The 18549-nt window shown below is 74.1% G+C and carries 14 protein-coding genes; 13 read left to right on the top strand and 1 reads right to left on the bottom strand.

Features of this window, described 5'->3' with window-relative positions:
- The first annotated feature begins 278 nt into the window (after window positions 1-278).
- The 12 genes from NI25_RS08075 to NI25_RS08020 all read left to right on the top strand — a co-directional run bounded on the left by NI25_RS08075 (window position 279) and on the right by NI25_RS08020 (window position 15757).
- Window positions 279-1283 carry a sugar ABC transporter substrate-binding protein gene (locus NI25_RS08075; protein WP_061441782.1) on the top strand — a complete coding sequence of 335 codons (1005 nt, stop codon included), beginning with the start codon at window positions 279-281 and terminating at the stop codon, window positions 1281-1283.
- A complete protein-coding gene (locus NI25_RS08070; protein WP_061441781.1) occupies window positions 1280-2320 on the top strand; it encodes an ABC transporter permease in 1041 nt (346 codons plus the stop codon). Before NI25_RS08075 ends, NI25_RS08070 begins: the two co-directional genes overlap by 4 nt.
- Window positions 2317-3132 carry an ATP-binding cassette domain-containing protein gene (locus tag NI25_RS08065; RefSeq protein WP_061441780.1) on the top strand — a complete coding sequence of 272 codons (816 nt, stop codon included), beginning with the start codon at window positions 2317-2319 and terminating at the stop codon, window positions 3130-3132. Before NI25_RS08070 ends, NI25_RS08065 begins: the two co-directional genes overlap by 4 nt.
- A gap of 90 nt (window positions 3133-3222) precedes the next feature.
- Window positions 3223-4371 carry an ROK family glucokinase gene (locus NI25_RS08060; protein WP_061441779.1) on the top strand — a complete coding sequence of 383 codons (1149 nt, stop codon included), beginning with the start codon at window positions 3223-3225 and terminating at the stop codon, window positions 4369-4371.
- A complete protein-coding gene (locus NI25_RS08055) occupies window positions 4368-4949 on the top strand; it encodes a hypothetical protein (protein WP_061441778.1) in 582 nt (193 codons plus the stop codon). The genes NI25_RS08060 and NI25_RS08055 overlap by 4 nt, the downstream gene beginning before the upstream one ends.
- Window positions 4950-5051: 102 nt before the next feature.
- On the top strand, window positions 5052-8153 hold the full coding sequence (locus tag NI25_RS08050; protein ID WP_078884551.1) for a DEAD/DEAH box helicase: 3102 nt from the start codon (window positions 5052-5054) through the stop codon (window positions 8151-8153).
- Between the two features lie 737 nt (window positions 8154-8890).
- Window positions 8891-10771 carry an SWIM zinc finger family protein gene (locus NI25_RS40085; RefSeq protein WP_420710807.1) on the top strand — a complete coding sequence of 627 codons (1881 nt, stop codon included), beginning with the start codon at window positions 8891-8893 and terminating at the stop codon, window positions 10769-10771.
- Window positions 10772-10899: 128 nt separating this feature from the next.
- The gene (locus NI25_RS08040) at window positions 10900-12069 is read left to right on the top strand and encodes an NAD(P)/FAD-dependent oxidoreductase (protein WP_061441777.1); all 1170 of its coding nucleotides are present in this window, start codon (window positions 10900-10902) and stop codon (window positions 12067-12069) included.
- Window positions 12066-12320: a (2Fe-2S)-binding protein gene (locus tag NI25_RS08035; RefSeq protein ID WP_061441776.1), complete on the top strand. Its 255-nt coding sequence runs from the start codon at window positions 12066-12068 to the stop codon at window positions 12318-12320. The genes NI25_RS08040 and NI25_RS08035 overlap by 4 nt, the downstream gene beginning before the upstream one ends.
- On the top strand, window positions 12313-13860 hold the full coding sequence (locus tag NI25_RS08030; protein WP_061441775.1) for an NAD(P)/FAD-dependent oxidoreductase: 1548 nt from the start codon (window positions 12313-12315) through the stop codon (window positions 13858-13860). The genes NI25_RS08035 and NI25_RS08030 overlap by 8 nt, the downstream gene beginning before the upstream one ends.
- A complete protein-coding gene (locus NI25_RS08025) occupies window positions 13857-14753 on the top strand; it encodes a dihydrodipicolinate synthase family protein (RefSeq protein WP_061441774.1) in 897 nt (298 codons plus the stop codon). Before NI25_RS08030 ends, NI25_RS08025 begins: the two co-directional genes overlap by 4 nt.
- Window positions 14754-14755: 2 nt before the next feature.
- Window positions 14756-15757: a proline racemase family protein gene (locus tag NI25_RS08020; RefSeq protein WP_061441773.1), complete on the top strand. Its 1002-nt coding sequence runs from the start codon at window positions 14756-14758 to the stop codon at window positions 15755-15757.
- Window position 15758: 1 nt separating this feature from the next.
- Here NI25_RS08020 and NI25_RS08015 read toward each other — a convergent pair whose 3' ends face one another.
- The gene (locus NI25_RS08015; protein WP_061441772.1) at window positions 15759-16427 is read right to left on the bottom strand and encodes a GntR family transcriptional regulator; all 669 of its coding nucleotides are present in this window, start codon (window positions 16425-16427) and stop codon (window positions 15759-15761) included.
- 164 nt (window positions 16428-16591) lie between these two features.
- On the opposite strand from NI25_RS08015, the gene NI25_RS08010 reads away from it, so the two are divergent.
- The gene (locus NI25_RS08010; RefSeq protein ID WP_061441771.1) at window positions 16592-18466 is read left to right on the top strand and encodes an ABC transporter ATP-binding protein; all 1875 of its coding nucleotides are present in this window, start codon (window positions 16592-16594) and stop codon (window positions 18464-18466) included.
- Window positions 18467-18549: the final 83 nt, after the last annotated feature.

Genomic DNA, 18549 nt, shown 5'->3' with positions numbered 1-18549 from the left:
GCCGGCCCCGAGCCGTACCGGCCGGTCCTGACCCGTACCGGCCGGCCCGAGCCGTACCGGCCGGTCCTGAACAGCGCTGGCCGGAGGCGGCTCCCGTCGTGCGGGTTCGTCGCAATGTCCGGACAATGTGACCGTCGGCCGATCCCCGGAGGCACGTGCTCCGCTTGTGTGTCGGACAATGGGGCGTTTGGGATTTCCAGCACCCGGGCGGCCGGGGCCTGGAAGGCCTCGCACGCACAGCACGGCACAGCACGGCACAGCAAGAAGGGCACGGCCTCGTGGCACGGTTTCGGACATGGGTGGGCATCGCGCTGGCCGGGGCACTGACGGTGTCCCTGGCCGGCTGCAGCAGCACCGGCGGCAAGCGCGCCGAGGACGCCCGCAAGGCCGCGTCGGCCGAGGGCAGGGCGGCGGTGAACACCCCCCGCTGGACCTTCGCGATGATCACCCACTCGGGCGACGGCGACACCTTCTGGGACATCGTCCAGAGCGGCGCCGAGCAGGCCGCCGTCAAGGACAACATCAACTTCCTGTACTCCCACGACGACGAGGCACAGCAGCAGGCCCAGCTCGTGAACGCGGCCATCGACAAGAAGGTCGACGGCATCATCGTCACCCTCGCCAAGCCCGACGCGATGAAGTCCGCCCTCGCCCGCGCGCACAAGGCGGGCATCCCCGTGATCACGGTGAACTCCGGCTCCGAGGAGTCCAAGGAGTTCGGCGCCCTCACCCACGTCGGCCAGGACGAGACCATCGCCGGCGAGGCCGTGGGCGAGGAACTGAACGAGCGGGGCCGCGAGCAGGCGATCTGCGTGCTCCACGAGCAGGGCAACGTCGGCCACGAGCAGCGCTGCGACGGCGTCGAGAAGAGCTTCGACGGCAAGGTCCAGCGGCTCTACGTCAACGGCACCAGCATGCCCGACGTGCAGTCCGCCATCGAGGCCAAGCTCCAGACCGACAAGTCCGTCGACGCCGTGGTCACCCTCGGCGCCCCCTACGCCGACACCGCGGTCAAGGCCAAGCAGGGCGCCGGCAGCAAGGCCGAGATCGACACCTTCGACCTCAACGCCAAGGTGGCCGCCGGACTCGAGGACGGCACCCTCGGCTTCGCCGTCGACCAGCAGCCCTACCTCCAGGGCTACGAGGCCGTCGACCTGCTGTGGCTCTACAAGTACAACGCCGACGTCCTCGGCGGCGGCCGCCCGGTGCTCACCGGACCGCAGATCATCACCAAGGACGACGCGGCCGCTCTGGCCGACTACACGAAGCGGGGCACGCGATGAACGCCACGCAGGTGAAGGAGGCCGACGAACGGCTGCTGCACACCTCCGCGCTGCGGAAACTCCTGGGGCGGCCCGAGCTGGGCTCCGTCGTCGGCGCGGTCGCCGTCTTCGTCTTCTTCGCGTTCTTCGCCGACAGCTTCCTGCGCGCCTCCAGCCTCAGCACGGTGCTCTACGCCGCCTCGACGATCGGCATCATGGCCGTACCGGTGGCCCTGCTGATGATCGGCGGCGAGTTCGACCTGTCCGCGGGCGTCATGGTCACCTCCTCGGCGCTGGTGTCGTCGATGTTCAGCTACCAGATGACCGCCAACGTCTGGGTCGGCGTCGGCGTGTCGCTGCTGGTCACCCTGGCGATCGGCGCCTTCAACGGCTTCATGCTCACCCGCACGAAACTCCCCAGCTTCATCATCACGCTCGGCACGTTCCTCATGCTGACCGGCCTGAACCTGGGCTTCACCAAGCTCATCGACGGCACCGTCTCCACCAAGTCGATCGCCGACATGGAGGGCTTCCCCTCCGCCCACGACGTCTTCGCCTCCACGATCACCGTCGGCGGCGTCGGCTTCAAGGTGACCATCCTGTGGTGGCTGGCCCTGGTCGCCGTCGCCAGCTGGATCCTGCTGCGCACCCGCGCCGGCAACTGGATCTTCGCGGTCGGCGGCAACAAGGACGCCGCCCGCGCGGTGGGCGTCCCGGTCACCAAGACCAAGATCGGCCTCTACATGGGCGTCGGCCTCGGCGCCTGGATCTCCGGCCAGCACCTGCTCTTCTCCTACGACGTCGTCCAGTCCGGCGAGGGCGTCGGCAACGAGCTGATCTACATCATCGCGGCCGTCATCGGCGGCTGCCTCATCACCGGCGGCTACGGCAGCGCCGTCGGTTCGGCGGTCGGCGCGTTCATCTTCGGCATGACCAGCAAGGGCATCGTCTTCGCCGAGTGGAACCCCGACTGGTTCAAGTTCTTCCTCGGAGCGATGCTGCTCCTCGCGACCCTGCTCAACGCCTGGGTCCGCAAGCGCGCGGAGGCCACCAAGTGACGCAGACCGAAAGCCGTACGGCGCTCGTCGAGCTGTCCGGCGTCAGCAAGAACTACGGCAACGTCCGCGCCCTCGAAGGCGTGTCCCTGGAGGTCCGCGCCGGGGAGATCACCTGCGTCCTGGGCGACAACGGCGCGGGCAAGTCCACCCTCATCAAGATCATCGCCGGGTTGCACCAGCACGACGGCGGCACACTGACCCTGGACGGCGAGGAGACCCGCCTCTCCTCCCCGCGCGAGGCCCTGGACCGCGGCATCGCCACCGTCTACCAGGACCTCGCCGTCGTCCCGCTCATGCCGGTCTGGCGCAACTTCTTCCTCGGCTCCGAGCCGCGCAAGGGCGTCGGCCCGTTCAAGCGCATGGACGTCGAGCACATGCGCCGCACCACCCACGCGGAGCTGCTGCGCATGGGCATCGACCTGCGCGACGTCGACCAGCCCATCGGCACCCTCTCCGGCGGCGAGCGCCAGTGTGTGGCGATCGCCCGCGCGGTGTACTTCGGCGCGAAGGTGCTGGTGCTGGACGAGCCGACGGCAGCGCTGGGCGTCAAGCAGTCGGGCGTCGTCCTGAAGTACGTGGCGGCGGCCCGCGACCAGGGCCTCGGTGTCGTCCTCATCACTCACAACCCGCACCACGCGTACCTGGTGGGCGACCGCTTCGTCCTCCTGAAGCGCGGCACGATGGTCGGCAACCACGAGCGCGACGCCATCACGCTGGACGAGCTGACACGCCAGATGGCGGGCGGAAACGAACTGGACGACCTGCGCCATGAGCTGCAACGGCCCCAGGGGCGCGGGGAACGGCGCGAGTAGCCACGACGCACCCGCGCCCGGCAGCGAACCGCTCCACCCACCCCCTGTCCATTCGGCACACGGCACACCCGTGCGGCACAATCGCACCCGATGAGCACCTACCGCGACTTCACCGCCCCCATCGGATCCCGCCGCGCCCCGGTCCTGCGCACCGTGGGCACGAGGGAACGCCGCTCGCACCTCACGGCACCCCGCGTGCCCACGGTCGGCATCGACATCGGCGGCACGAAAGTCATGGCGGGCGTCGTCGACGCGGACGGCAACATCCTGGAGAAGCTCCGCACGGAGACCCCGGACAAGTCCAAGAGCCCGAAGGTCGTCGAGGACACGATCGTCGAACTCGTCCTGGACCTCTCCGACCGTCACGACGTGCACGCCGTCGGCATCGGCGCGGCCGGCTGGGTCGACGCCGACCGCAACCGCGTCCTGTTCGCCCCCCACCTGTCCTGGCGCAACGAACCGCTGCGCGACCGCCTCGCCGGCCGCCTGGCCGTCCCCGTCCTGGTGGACAACGACGCCAACTCCGCCGCCTGGGCCGAGTGGCGGTTCGGCGCCGGCCGCGGCGAGGACCACCTGGTCATGATCACCCTGGGCACCGGCATCGGCGGCGCGATCCTGGAGGACGGCCAGGTCAAGCGCGGCAAGTACGGCGTCGCCGGCGAGTTCGGGCACATGCAGGTCGTCCCCGGCGGCCACCGCTGCCCGTGCGGCAACCGCGGCTGCTGGGAGCAGTACAGCTCGGGGAACGCCCTGGTCAGAGAGGCCCGCGAGCTGGCCGCCGCCGACTCGCCGGTGGCGTACGGGATCATCGAGCACGTCAAGGGCAGCATCGGCGACATCACCGGTCCGATGATCACCGAGCTGGCCCGCGAGGGCGACGCGATGTGCGTCGAGCTGCTCCAGGACATCGGGCAGTGGCTCGGCGTCGGCATCGCCAACCTCGCCGCGGCCCTCGACCCGTCCTGCTTCGTGATCGGCGGCGGGGTCAGCGCCGCCGACGACCTGCTGATCGGCCCCGCGCGCGACGCCTTCAAGCGTCAGCTCACCGGTCGCGGCTACCGCCCCGAGGCCCGCATCGTCCGCGCCCAGCTCGGTCCCGAGGCCGGCATGGTGGGCGCCGCCGACCTGGCCCGGCTGGTCGCCCGCAGGTTCCGCCGGGCCAAGCGGCGCCGGGTGGAGCGGTACGAGCGCTACGAACGGTACGCCGAGGCCCGCCGCTCGTCCCGGGAGTCGCTGTGACGGAGACCCTGCCGCAGCAGGCGGCGTCCCCGCAGGAGCCCGGACCGCCGGCCGAGGACCGCCGGCACATGATCCGCCGCCGTGCGCTCACGCTGCTCATCATCGTGCTGCTCATCGGCGTCCCGGCCGGCTACCTCGCGATCTCCGCCAGCCAGAGCCGGGACAGCGGCCGGGACAAGGAGGCGAAGTACGCGGCGACCGGCATGACCGAGGGCTGGCCGTCCAAGCTGCAGCGGCGCATCTACGAGGTGCCCGTCCCGGTCCCGTCCGACGAGGTCGCGTACTACGAGACGAACAACTGGAAGACCAGCCGGCTCTACGTCCAGTTCGAGACCACGAACGCGGGCCTCGACGTCTTCCTCGCCGGCCTGGGTGTCGACCGGGACGCGCTGAGGAAGGACAAGATCGCGATCAGCGACCGCGCCCAGCGGGTCACCGGCTGGGAGTTCGGCGGGTCCGGCTCCTGGTGGGGCGTGGTCAACCAGCAGGAGAACCCGGCGCCGACCCAGGACGTCGTCGTGAACATGGAAAACCCGGACTACCCGATGGTCTACGTCGTCTCGCACACCGTTCCGTAGGGTCGCACCGGCCCGGCGGCGGCTGCCGGAGCCGATTGTCAGACCCCGCCCGTAGAGTCGAAGACATCTGATCGGGCCGACGGGCGGGAGGTGACAGGACGTATGGGCGACACGGCCGTGACGGACACGACGGACACGACGGCTCCCGGGCGAGCGGGGGAGCGGACGGCGGAGCCGGGGGAGGCGCCGCGCCACAGGGGGACGGCGCGGCACGAGGAGGCGGCGGCGTCCGTCCCCGCCCGGCTCGCGGCCGTCTTCCTGCCCGCCGCCCTGCCGCGCGAGGGCCGGATCGCCTTCTGGGACCCCGACGGCGGGCCCCTCACCGGCCCGGTCCGGGCGTACGACGCCGACGGCGGCGCCGCCCCGGCGCCCGGGGCAGCTGCCGCCGGGGAGAATCCCGGGAGCGGTCCGGCCGGGGACACGGAGGCGGGACACGGCGCGGAGACCGCGGCGGTCACCGGCGACGGAGCGCGGCCGGGCGGCCGAGCCGAGGAGCTGACCGTCGTGCGGCCGCACGGCGCCGGGGTGCGCCGCAGGACCACACCCGCGGTGTTCCTGCCGCTCGCCGAGGCGCTGCCCCTCCTGGTGCGCGCCCGGCACGACCCGGCCGCGCACCCCGCCACGGCCTGCTGGGGCGCGGCGGCCCTGCACGCCCTGCGCCTCACCGCGCGCGGACGGCTGCTGCCCGGCCTGACCGCGACCGGGCACGACGCCTGGCGGGCCGGCCCGCTCGACCCCGACGACATCGCGCACCTGCGGGCCGTGGCCGCCGCCCTGCCCCCCGAGGGCCACGCGGTCCCCCTCGAAGGCCCGGGACCGATCCGGCTCCCGGAGCCGGAAGCGCTGATCCGCGCCTTCCTCGACGCGGTCGCCGACACCCTCCCGCGCACTCCGGCCGCGTCCCACGCCTCGGGCCGCCCGTTCGCCGCCCGCGAGCCCCAGCACCTGCCCGACGCCCACGACTGGGCCGCCGAGGTCGCCGCGGGCATGGACGCGGGCGTGCGGATCTCGCTCCGCCTGGACCTGTCGGCGTACGACCTGTTCGACGGCGACACGGACGGGGGCCCGGGCACTGAGGGCGGCGGCAGCGCCGGCGTGCGCAACGCGGGCGCGGCGATCGTCCAGGTGCACAGCCTCGCCGACCCCACGCTCGTGGCCGACGCCGCGGACCTGTGGGCGGGGGCGGCCGACGCGTCCTTCGGCGCCCGCGCGCGCGTGGACGCCGCCCTCGCGGTGCGCCGCGCGGCGCGGGTCTGGCCGCCGCTGGACCGCCTCACCGAACAGGACGTCCCCGACGTCCTCGCCCTGTCCGAGGAGGAGGTCAGCGACCTGCTGGGCGTGGCGGCCGGCCGGCTCGCCGCCGCGGGCGTCGCCGTGCACTGGCCCCGCGACCTGGCCCAGGACCTCACCGCGACCGCCGTGATCAGGACCGCGCCCGGTTCGGCGACCGACGGCACGGGCTTCTTCGAGAGCGAGGACCTGCTCCAGTTCCGCTGGCAGCTCGCGATCGGCGGCGACCCGCTCACCGAGGCCGAGATGGACGCCCTGGCGGAGGCCCACCGGCCGGTCGTCCGGCTCCGCGACCGGTGGGTGCTGGTCGACCCCTCGCTCGTCCGCCGCGCCCGCAAACGCGACCTCGGCCTGCTCGACCCCGTCGACGCCCTCTCCGTCGCCCTCACCGGCAGCGCCGAGGCCGACGGCGAAACGGTCGACGTGGTGCCCGTCGGCGCGCTGGCCGCCCTGCGCGACCGGCTCACGGCCGGTGTGCGGCCCGCCGCGCCACCGCCCGGCCTGCACGCCACCCTCCGCGACTACCAACTGCGCGGTCTGGGCTGGCTCGACCTCATGACCTCACTCGGCCTCGGCGGCTGCCTCGCCGACGACATGGGCCTCGGCAAGACCGTCACCGTCATCGCCCTCCACCTGAAGCGGGCCCGCACCGAACCGACCCTCGTCGTCTGCCCGGCCTCCCTCCTGGGCAACTGGCAGCGGGAGATCGAGCGGTTCGCGCCCGGCGTCCCCGTCCGCCGCTTCCACGGCCCCGACCGCACCCTCGACGACCTGACCGGCGGCTTCGTCCTCACCACCTACGGCACGATGCGGTCCGCCGCCACGACCCTGGCCGAGCAGCCCTGGGGCATGGTCGTCGCGGACGAGGCCCAGCACGTGAAGAACCCGTACTCGGCGACGGCGAAGGCCCTGCGCACGATTCCGTCCCCGGCACGGGTGGCGCTGACCGGCACCCCCGTGGAGAACAACCTCTCCGAGCTGTGGGCGCTGCTCGACTGGACCACCCCCGGCCTGCTCGGCCCCCTGAAGTCCTTCCGCGCCCGGCACGCGCGCGCGGTGGAGAACGGCGAGGACGACCAGGCGGCGGAGCGCCTCGCCCGCCTCGTCCGCCCCTTCCTGCTGCGCCGCAGGAAATCCGACCCGGGCATCGTCCCCGAGCTACCGCCGAAGACCGAGACGGACCACCCCGTCCCCCTCACCCGCGAACAGGCCGCGCTCTACGAGGCGGTGGTGCGCGAGTCGATGCTCGCCATCGAGGAGGCCGAGGGCATGGGCCGCCGCGGCCTCGTCCTCAAGCTGCTGACCTCGTTGAAACAGATCTGCGACCACCCCGCGCTGTTCCTGAAGGAGGAGCACCCGCCGGGCGGGGCCGACCGGATGACCGCACGCTCGGGCAAACTCGCCCTGCTGGACGAGCTGCTGGACACGGTGCTCGCGGAGGACGGCTCGGCCCTGGTCTTCACGCAGTACGTCGGCATGGCCCGCCTCATCACCGCCCACCTCGCCGCCCGCGCGGTCCCCGTCGACCTGCTGCACGGCGGTACGCCGGTGCCGGAGCGCGAGCGGATGGTGGACCGCTTCCAGAGCGGGGCGAGCCCCGTCCTCGTCCTGTCGCTGAAGGCCGCCGGCACCGGCCTGAACCTCACCCGCGCCGGCCATGTCGTGCACTTCGACCGCTGGTGGAACCCGGCCGTGGAGGAACAGGCGACCGACCGCGCCTACCGCATCGGCCAGACCCAGCCGGTCCAGGTCCACCGGCTCATCACCGAGGGCACGGTCGAGGACCGCATCGCCGAGATGCTCCAGTCCAAGCGGGCCCTGGCCGACGCGATCCTCGGCTCCGGGGAGTCGGCCCTCACCGAACTGACGGCACGTGAACTGTCCGACCTCGTCTCCCTGAGGAGGCCGTCATGACCCCCGGGCCCGCCGACGAGGCCCGCCGCGCCCTGCGGGAGGCACGCGAGCGAGGCGAGGGAACGGGCGCGGACGGGGAGCGCGGGCCGGCGTCACCGGCGCCGGCGCCTCCCGCACCGTCGGCGCCCGCCCCGGGCCCCGAGGACGCCCCGGGCGGGAAGCCCGGTGAGCCCACCGGCCCACGCCCCGGGGACACGGCCCGCGCCGCACTGCGCAGGGCACGGCACGCGGGGGCGCATGACCCCGGGGCCGCCTCGAGTTCGGGGCGTCCGCCCGGTGCGGCGGACCCGGCGGAGTCGGCACGGCGGGGACCCGGAGCGGACCGGTCCGACGACGTGACCACGCCGCCCGACCCCGAGGAAGCCGCCCGCTCCGCTGCCGTGGACGGGGGCGACAGCCGTCCGGCGGACGTGGCGCGCGAGGCGTTGCGGGCGGCACGCCGGCAGGCGCAGGCGGACGCGGCGTCCGAGGGCGCCGCGCCCGCCCGGCGGGCGCCCCGTCCGTCCGGCCGTCGGCGGAGGGCGGGCGGCACGGACACCGCCGACGCCCGCGCACGCGCCGTACGGGACTTCGTCGCGGACGCCTTCCGACTGCCCCCGGAGGCGGACCCGGTCGAGGAGACCTCGTCGGCCGGGGAGGCCGAAGAGGGCCTGCCCCCCGATGAGCACGCCGGTCCGCCCTCCCGCGAAGCGCGGGCGACGGCCTCCTCGTACTCGGAGTCGGGCTCGTCTTCCGGTGTGGGTCCCGCCAGCGGGTCCGGTTCGGCGGCTTCTGGGGAGCGGGCGGCGGCCTCGCGCCCGGAGGTGGTCCCGTCGTCCGGTGTGGGTCCCGTCAGCGGGTCCGGTTCTGCGGCTTCTGGGGAGGAACGGGCGGCGGCCTCGTACTCGGAGTCGGGCTCGTCTTCCGGTGTGGGTCCCGTCACCGGGTCCGGTTCGGCGGCTTCTGGGGAGCGGGCGGCGGCCTCGCGCCCGGAGGTGGTCCCGTCGTCCGGTGTGGGTCCCGTCACCGGGTCCGGCTCGGCGGCTTCCGGGGAGGAACGGGCGGCGGCCTCGTCCCCCGAGCCTGCTCCGTCCCCCGAGCCTGCTCCGTCCCCCGAGCCCGCCCCGTCCCCCGAGCCCGCCCCGTCCCCCGAGACCGCCCCGTCCCTCGGCGCCGGCCCGGCCGCCGGGCCCGGCGTCGTGCCCGCCGGAACCTCTCCTCGCGTTGGGCGCGGGCCGCGCCCCGAGGACTCGGCACCCGCGCGCGTGCGGCCGGAGCGGCCGAGGAGCCCGGAGCAGCCGTCTGCGGTGCGCGACCGGGACGCCGCCCGCCCCGCGCCGCCCGCGCGACCCCGTGCCCCCCGCTCGATGGCGGCCCGGGACCGGGACGGCGAACTGCGGCGCACGTTCCCCGCGCTCCCGCCCCGGAAGGCCGCGGACGAGGGACTCGCCGGGACCTGGTGGGGGAAGGCGTGGGTGACCGCGCTGGAAGAGGGTGCCCTGGACCCCGCGCGGCTGGAGCGCGGGCGCGGATACGCCGAGCGGGGGCACGTGGACGCCATCACCGTGACCCCCGGGCTGGTTCTCGCCTACGTACAGGGCAGCCGCGCCCGGCCGTACCGCGTGCAGGTGCGGCTGCGGACGCTCGGCGACGCCGACTGGGACCGGTTCCTCGACGCCGCCGTCGAACGGCCCGGGCACATCGCCGCCCTCCTCGACAAGCAACTGCCCCATTCCCTGGCCGACCTGGCGGACCGCGGCGTTCCGCTGCTCCCCGGTCCCGGCGACCTCACCCCGCAGTGCAGTTGCCCCGACTCCGGGCACCCCTGCAAACACGCCGCCGCCCTGTGCTACCAGACGGCCCGTCTGCTCGACGCCGACCCCTTCGTGCTCCTCCTGCTGCGCGGCCGGGGCGAACGCGCGCTCCTCGACGCCCTGTCCCGGCGCAACGCCGCCCGCGCGGCCCGCGCCGCCCAGGAGCGCGGACCGGCGCCCCTGCCCGGCGTCCGCGCCGGGGAAGCCCTTGCCCGGCGCGTCCCGCCGCCCCTGCCCGCACCGCTGCCGGCGCCCCCGCACCCGGAACAGCCGCCTGCCTACCCGGCCGCCCCGGGCGGCCCCGACCCCTTCGCGCTGGACCAGCTCGCCACCGACGCCGCCGCCCGCGCCCACGCACTGCTCACCACCGGGCGCGATCCGGTCGGCGGGCTGACGCTGTGGCAGGACGCCGTCCGCCTGGCGGCGGCGCGTCCGGGCTCCGGCCTCACCGCGGGCACCCGCGCGCTCTACGCCTCCCTCGCCTCGGCCACCGGACGCGACACGGCGGAGCTGGCGCGGGCCGTCGCCGCCTGGCGGCAGGGCGGACCCGAGGGCCTCGACGTCCTGGAGGAGCCCTGGGACCCGCCGGCCGGCCGTTTCGACCGCGCCCGCCCCCTGCTGCTCGCCGCCGACCTCCCCGCCTTCCGCCCCTGGCGCAACCGCCTCACCCATCCACGGGGCCATGTCCAGCTCAGACTCGGCCGGGCAGGCCTCTGGTACGCCTACGAGTCCGAGCCCGGCCGCGAGGACTGGTGGCCGCGCGGCACCCCCGACCTCGACCCGGTCGGCGCCCTGACCGGCCTGGGCACCCGAGTCGACCTCTGACTCCCGGGCACGCAGGGGGCGTTGTCTTCCACCGGCCGGATGTATAGCCTCACTCATGGCATGTGACATTGCACAGCATGGCCGCTGGTGATCGACGCCGTTGGCTCGTGGCGCTCGGAGGAGGGCCGTTGACCCTGAAGATCGTCGTCGTGGGCGCGGGAGTCGTCGGAGCCGCCTGCGCCTTCCACGCCGCCTCGGCGGGCATGGACGTCACGGTCGTCGACCGCGGCCCGGTGGGCGCCGGGACGACGAGCCGCGGTGAGGGCAACGTCCTCCTCTCCGACAAGGAACCCGGCCCCGAGCTCGCCCTGGCCCGGCTGAGCCGCACCCTGTGGGACGAGGCGGGGAGGGAACTCGGTCCCGCCTCCCTCGAACTCGAACCCAAGGGCGGCCTGGTCGTCGCGAGCACCGCCGAAGGCCTGGCCGCGCTCGGCGAGTTCGCCGCCCGCCAGGAGGCGGCCGGTGTCCGCGTCGAGCCGGTCGACCGGGTGCGGGACCTCGAACCCCGCCTCGCGCCCGGGCTCCCCGGCGGTGTCCACTACCCGCAGGACGCGCAGGTGCAGCCGGTGCTGGCGGCGGCCGCGCTGCTGCGGGCCGCCGTACGGCACGGCGCCCGCTTCCGCACCGGCGAGGTCGTCGGCGCCGTGACCGCCGGGGACCGCGGCCGGATCACCGGCATCCGCACGAGCGCCGGTGACGTGCTGCCCGCCGACGCCGTCGTCAACGCCGCCGGGACCTGGGGCGGCGAGGTCGGACGCCGGCTCGGAGCGCCCGTCGAGGTGCTGCCGCGCCGCGGCTTCGTCCTGGTGACGGAACCGCTGCCGCCGAGGGTCCGGCACAAGGTCTACTCCGCGGACTACGTCGCGGGCGTCGCTTCGTCCGACGCCGGGCTGGAGACCTCGTGCGTCGTCGAGGGCACGCGCGGCGGCACGATCCTCATCGGCGCCAGCAGGGAACGCGTCGGCTTCGACACCACGATGAACCCCGCCGTGGTCGCGCGGCTCGCCGCGCAGGCGTGCCGGCTCTTCCCCTTCCTGCGCGGAGTCCATCTGATGCGCACCTACCGCGGCTTCCGGCCGTACTGCCCCGATCACCTGCCGGTCGTCGGCCCCGACCCGCGCGTGCCGGGCGTCGTCCACGCCTGCGGTCACGAGGGCGCGGGCATCGGCCTCGCCCCCGCGACCGGCGCGCTGGTGACGGCCCACCTGCTCGGCCACCCCTGGCGCGGCGCCGACCCGGCCGCGCACACCGGTCTTCTCCCCGACCGCTTCCTCAGCTGCGGAGGTGCGCCCCAGTGAGCGAGATCGTCGTCGACGGCGACCCCCTGCCCTTCGTCGAGGGACAGACCGTCGCCGCGGCCCTCGTCGCGGCGGGCCGGGTCGCCTGGCGCACCACCCGCGTCGGACGCCGCCCCCGGGGCGTCTTCTGCGGCATCGGCGTCTGCTTCGACTGCCTCGTCGCGGTCGACGGAACCGGCGGGCAGCGCGCCTGCCTGGTGCCGGCCCGGCCCGGCATGACCGTCACGACGAGGGAGGACGACGATGAGTGAGCCGGCGGACCTCGTCGTCGTGGGCGCGGGCCCGGCGGGCATGGCCGCGACCGCCGCCGCGCTGGCCGGCGGACTGCGCGTCGTACTGGTGGACTCCGGGACCGCTCTCGGCGGACAGTACTGGCGGCACCCGCCGGAGCACGCGCGAGCGGCCGTCCGGACCGACGACCTGCACCACGGACTGCGTGCATACCGTGCCCTGTGCCGGGTGCTGACGGCGCACCGGGCGGCGGGCCGGCTCGACCTGCGCCTGGAACACCACGCCTGGTCCGCCGTCCGCGAGGGCGACGGATTCGCGGTCCACGTGGTCGACCGCCGCGCCGCGCCGCGGGAGACCGCGGGCGTCCTGCGCACGCCGAGGCTCCTCGTGGCCACCGGCGCCTACGACCGCCAACTGCCCTTCCCCGGCTGGGACCTGCCCGGGGTCCTGACCGCCGGCGGCCTGCAGGCGCTGCTCAAGGGCGGCGGTGTGGCGGCCGGGACCCGCGTGGCCCTCGGCGGCACCGGCCCGTTCCTGCTGCCGGTCGCCGCCGGTCTCGCCGCGCGCGGCGTCGAGGTCGTCGCGGTCTGCGAGGCAGCCCACCCGAGCGCATGGCTGCGCCGTCCCGGTCCGCTGCTGCGCAACCCCGCCAAGTGGGCCGAGGGAGCCGGATACGCCGCCGCGCTCGCCCGCCACCGCGTCCCGGTGTACCCCCGCACGGCGATCGTCGCGGCGGAAGGCGGCGAACGCTTGACGTCGGTGCGCATCGCCTCGCTGACGCCGGACGGCCGCCCCCGCCCGGGAACCGAACGACGCGTCGAGGTCGACACCGTCGGCGTCGGCTGGGGCTTCGCGCCCCAGCTCGACCTGCTCGTCCCCCTCGGCTGCGCCCTCGCGGACTCCGCGGACGGCAACGCGGTGGCCGCCGTCGACGCGGGTCAGCGCACCACCGTCCCCGGCCTCTACACCGCCGGGGAGACCTGCGGTGTGGGCGGGGCGGCGCTCGCCGTGAACGAGGGCCGACTGGCCGCGCAGTCGGTCCTCACCGACTCCGCTGCCGGTGCCGGCCACGGAGGGATGAACGGGCGCCTGGCGGCGGTGCGTTCGGCGGTGGCCCGGCAACGCGCCTTCGCCCGGGCGATGCCGCTGGCCCACCCGATCCCTCCCGCATGGTCCTCGTGGCTCACCGACGAGACCGTCGTGTGCCGCTGCGAGGAGGTGACCGCCGGAGCGGTCCGGACCGCCCGCGCGGACGGTGCCCACGACCACCGGCAGGTCAAGCAGCTGACCCGGGCCGGCATGGGCTGGTGCCAGGGCCGGATGTGCGGTCCCGCCGTGCACTGCCTCACGGCGCGGGAGCGGGCCTACGAACCGGCGGAACGGCTCGTCGCGACGCCCGTCACCCTCGGAGCCCTCGCGGACCTCGACGAAGGAACCCCGCCCCGGACCACCACGACGCCCCAGGCCCCCACGACAACCGAGGCCCCTCCGACGCCCCAGGCCCCCACGACTTCGCCGGCACCCACGGTCAACGGCGCAACCGACAAGGAGTGTTCATGAGCGAGACCCGCAAGCCCTGGCACGGCGTCATCGTCGCGACCAGCCTGCCGTTCCACGACGATCTCTCGGTCGACTTCGGCGCCTACGGGGAGAGCGTCGCCCACCTCGCCGAGCAGGGGATGCACGGCGTCGCGCCCAACGGGTCGCTCGGCGAGTACCAGACCCTCACGTACGAGGAGCGCGACCGCGTCGTCGAGACCGCCGTCGCCCACGCGCCCCCCGGGTTCACCGTCATGCCCGGCGTCGGCGCCTACGGCGGCGGGGAGGCCAGGCGGCACGCGCAGTTCGCCAAGGACGCGGGCTGCCAGGCGGTGATGTGCCTGCCGCCCAACACCTACCGCGCCGACGACCGGGCCGTGCTGGAGCACTTCGAGACGGTGGCCTCGGTGGGCCTGCCCGTCACGGCGTACAACAACCCCGTCGACACCAAGGTGGACCTGCGCCCCGACCTGCTGGCCAAGCTGCACGCCGAAGGGTTCATCGTCGGCGTCAAGGAGTTCTCCGGCGACGTCCGGCGGTGCTACGAGATCGCCGAGCTGGCACCCGGCCTCGACCTCATGATCGGCACCGACGACACCGTGCTGGAGGTCGCGCTGGCCGGCGCCAAGGGCTGGGTCGCCGGGTACCCGCAGGTCTTCCCCCGGGCCTGCCTCGCCCTGTACGAGGCGTCGGTCGCGGGCGACCTGGAGACGGCACTGCCGCTCTACCGCCGGCTGCACCCGGTGCTGCGGTGGGACAGCAAGACGGAGTTCGTCCAAGCCGTCAAGCTCGGCCAGGAGATGACCGGCCGCCGCGGTGGTGCGTGCCGCCCGCCGCGGCAGCCGCTGGCTCCTCAGACGGAGGCCGTCGTACGCGCCGCCACCCAGGCCCTGATCGACGCGGGGGTGAACTGAGGATGCGCTCGACGGTCTGCTACCACGCCGTCGACTCGCACACCGAGGGCATGCCCACCCGCGTGATCACCGGCGGGGTGGGCGTCCTGCCCGGCGCGACGATGTCCGAGCGGCGGCAGCGCTTCGTCGCGGAACGCGACCACCTGCGCACCCTGCTCATGTGCGAACCACGCGGGCACGCCTCGATGTCCGGGGCGATCCTGCAACCGCCCACCCGTCCGGACGCCGACTACGGCGTGCTCTTCATCGAGGTCTCCGGCTGCCTGCCGATGTGCGGGCACGGGACCATCGGTGTCGCCACGGTCCTCGTCGAGACCGGCATGGTGGAGGTGGCCGAACCGGAGACCCTGGTACGGCTCGACACACCCGCCGGACTCGTCACGGCCCGGGTGAGGGTACGCGACGGCCACGCCGAGTCGGTCACCCTGGAGAACGTGGCGTCGTACTGCCACGCACTCGACCAGGTCGTCGACGTCCCCGGCCACGGACAGGTGCGCTACGACATCGCCTACGGCGGCAACTTCTACGCCTTCGTCCGCACCGACGACCTCGGCATCCCCTTCGAACGGGCGCACAAACAGCGGCTGCTCGACGCGGGACTGGCCGTCATGGACGCGATCAACAAGCAGAACCCGGTGTCCCACCCGGAGAATCCGGAGATCGACGTGTGCCACCACGTCTACCTCGAGGCCCCCGGATCCACCGCGGAGCACTCACGGCACGCCATGGCGATCCATCCGGGATGGTTCGACAGGTCGCCCTGCGGCACGGGCACCAGCGCCCGGATGGCGCAGTTGCACGCCCGCGGCCTGCTGCCGGCCGGCCGTGACTTCGTCAACGAGTCGTTCATCGGCTCCCGGTTCGTCGGCCGGATCCTCGGCGAGACGACCGTCGGCGACCGCCCGGCCGTCCTGCCTGCCGTCACCGGCCGCGCCTGGATCACCGGCACCGCGCAGTACCTGCTCGACCCCGCGGACCCCTACCCGGCCGGGTTCACCCTCTGAGCTACGGTGCGGTGCCGTCCGCCCACAGCGTGCGGACGTGCGCGAGATGGCGGCGCATGCACTCCTCGGCCTCGGCGCCGCGGCCGGCCACCATCAGGTCCAGCAGGTCGACGTGCTCCTGGGCCGAAGCGACCAGCCGCCCCGACTCGTTGAGGCTGCCCAGCCCGAACAGGCGGGAACGCTTGCGCAGGTCGGCGACCACCTCCACGAGATGCCGGTTGCCGGCCAGGCCCAGCAGCGCGAGGTGGAAGCGGTGGTCGGCTTCGAGGTACTCGAGGACGTCGTGCTCCCGGGCCGCGGTGACGATCTGCCGCGCCAGCGGCCGGAGGGCCTCCAGTTCCTCGACGGTCGCGGTCGCGGCGACGCGTCCCACGGTGGGAACCTCGATCAGGGTCCGCAGTTCGGTGAACTCGTCCAGGTCCCGCTCGGTCATCTCCGTGATGCGAAACCCCTTGTTGCGCACCGCCTCCACCAGACCCTCCCTGGCCAGGTCCAGCATGGCCTCGCGCACCGGAGTGGCGGAGACGCCGAGTTCGGCGGCCAGGGAGGGGGCGGAGTAGACGACACCGGGGCGCAGATCGCCGGCGATGAGGGCGGCCCGGAGCGCGTCGGCGACCTGGTCGCGCAGATGGGTCTGGACGGCGATCGCCCGGGACTTGAGATGCGGCATCCGTGCTCCTGCGTCCGGCCGGCCAATGGCGCCTCACCATACAATGTCACGTTGCGCCCAAGGCGGGCCGCACAGTGTCCGGTTATCGACGGTCCGCGGTAAGTGCCTGGACTGCGCCCCTGGTCCGACGGGAGACTTCCGACTTCCGAACCACCGGGAGTGTGATGGGGACCACAGACACGCGAGGGCCGGCACCGGGCAGGAGCGCGGTCGTCCTGGCGCTGCGCCACTACGGCCGGGAACTGCTGCGACAACGACGACTCGCCCTGCCCGCGCTGCTGCTGCCGGCCGTCGGCAACATCGGCATCCGCTACGTCGCGCCGCTGCTGATCGCCAAGTTGGCCGGGCAGGCGGCCGACGGCGGCGGACTCGCCCTCGGCCCGGCACTGCCGTACGTGCTGGGCTTCGGTGTGACGCTGCTGCTCGCCGAGGCCGTCTGGCGGATCGGACAGCACTGCCTGAACCGCGTCGAGGCCCTCGGCATGGAGCACCTCTACGTGAGCGGGATGGACGAACTCCTCGCCAAGGACGCCGCGTTCTTCCACGACAACTTCGCCGGTTCCCTGACCAAACGGGTGCTCAGCTACGGCAAGCGCTTCGAGGACTTCGTCGACACGCTGACGTACCGCATCGTGGGCAGCCTCGTCCCCCTGCTGTTCGGGGCCGTGGTGCTGTGGAGCTACGAACCGATGCTGGTCGTCGGCCTGCTCGTGATGATCGCGCTGACCGTCGCGGCCGCGACCCCGCTGATCCGGCGCAGGCAACGGCTGGTCAACGACCGGGAGGCGGCGATCGCCCGGGTCTCCGGCCATGTCGCCGACAGCCTCATGAACATGGAGACCGTCCGGGCGTTCGCGGCCGAACGCCGGGAAGGGGCCGAACACCGCAGCCGGGTCGCGGAGTCCCGGCGCCTCACGCTGAAGTCGTGGGACTACGGCAACCTCCGCGTCGACACCCTGATCGCCCCCATGTCCGTCCTGACCAACGTGCTGGGGCTGGTGGTCGCCCTCGCCCTCGGCGGCCCGGGCCAGGGTGTGGAGGAGGTCGTCGTCGCCTTCACCTACTACTCGAACGCCACCCAGATCATGTTCGAGTTCAACCAGATCTACCGGCGGCTGGAGAGCTCGATGACCGAGGCCGCGCAGTTCACGGAGCTGCTCCTCGACCCGCCCACGGTGCTGGACGCCGACGAGCCCGAGCCGCTCGCGCCCAAGGACACCGGCGTCCGCTTCGAGGCGGTCACGTTCGCCCACGCGGGCGCCGAGCCGATCTTCCGGGGACTCGACCTGGACGTGCCCGCGGGTGCGCGGATCGGCCTCGTCGGCAGGTCCGGAGGCGGCAAGACCACGCTCACCCGGCTCCTGCTGCGGATGTCGGACGTCGACCGCGGCCGCATCCTGATCGGCGGCCAGGACATCAGCCGGCTGCGCCAGACCGACCTGCGCTCACTGATCGCCTACGTCCCGCAGGAACCCGCCATGTTCCACCGCAGCCTGCGGGACAACATCGCCTTCGCCCGGCCCGGCGCCACCGACGCGGAGATCCACGCGGCCGCCGCGGCCGCCCACGTCAGCGAGTTCGCCCACCAGTTGCCCGACGGCTTCGCCACGCTGGTGGGGGAGCGGGGCGTGAAACTGTCGGGCGGCCAGCGCCAGCGCGTCGCCCTCGCCCGGGCCATCCTGCGCGACGCCCCGATCCTCCTGCTCGACGAGGCGACCAGCGCGCTGGACTCGGAGAGCGAGATCCTCGTCCAGGACGCCCTGTGGCGGCTGATGGACGGACGTACGGCCCTGGTGGTCGCCCACCGGCTGAGCACCGTCGCCGGAATGGACCGCCTCGTCGTCCTCGACCGCGGCAGCGTCGTCGAGCAGGGCAGTCACGAGAAGCTGCTCGCGACGGACGGCGCCTACGCCCGGCTGTGGCAGCACCAGTCGGGCGGCTTCCTCGGCGAGAGCACCGACACGCCCGCCGGACACCGGGCCCCGGAGGCCGGCCCCGGCGACCCGCACGGACCGGCCGAACCGCTGCCGGTGGTGTGACGGGCGCTCGGGGTGCGCACCGTCAACCCGACGCCCGACCGGCCGGGACGGGACCGGGAGCGCCCCGGCACGGACGGACCGTG

This window comes from Streptomyces sp. CCM_MD2014 (assembly GCF_000772045.1).
GTDB classification, from domain to species: Bacteria; Actinomycetota; Actinomycetes; order Streptomycetales; family Streptomycetaceae; genus Streptomyces; species Streptomyces salinarius.
This window is presented reverse-complemented; position numbering and strand designations above follow the sequence as displayed.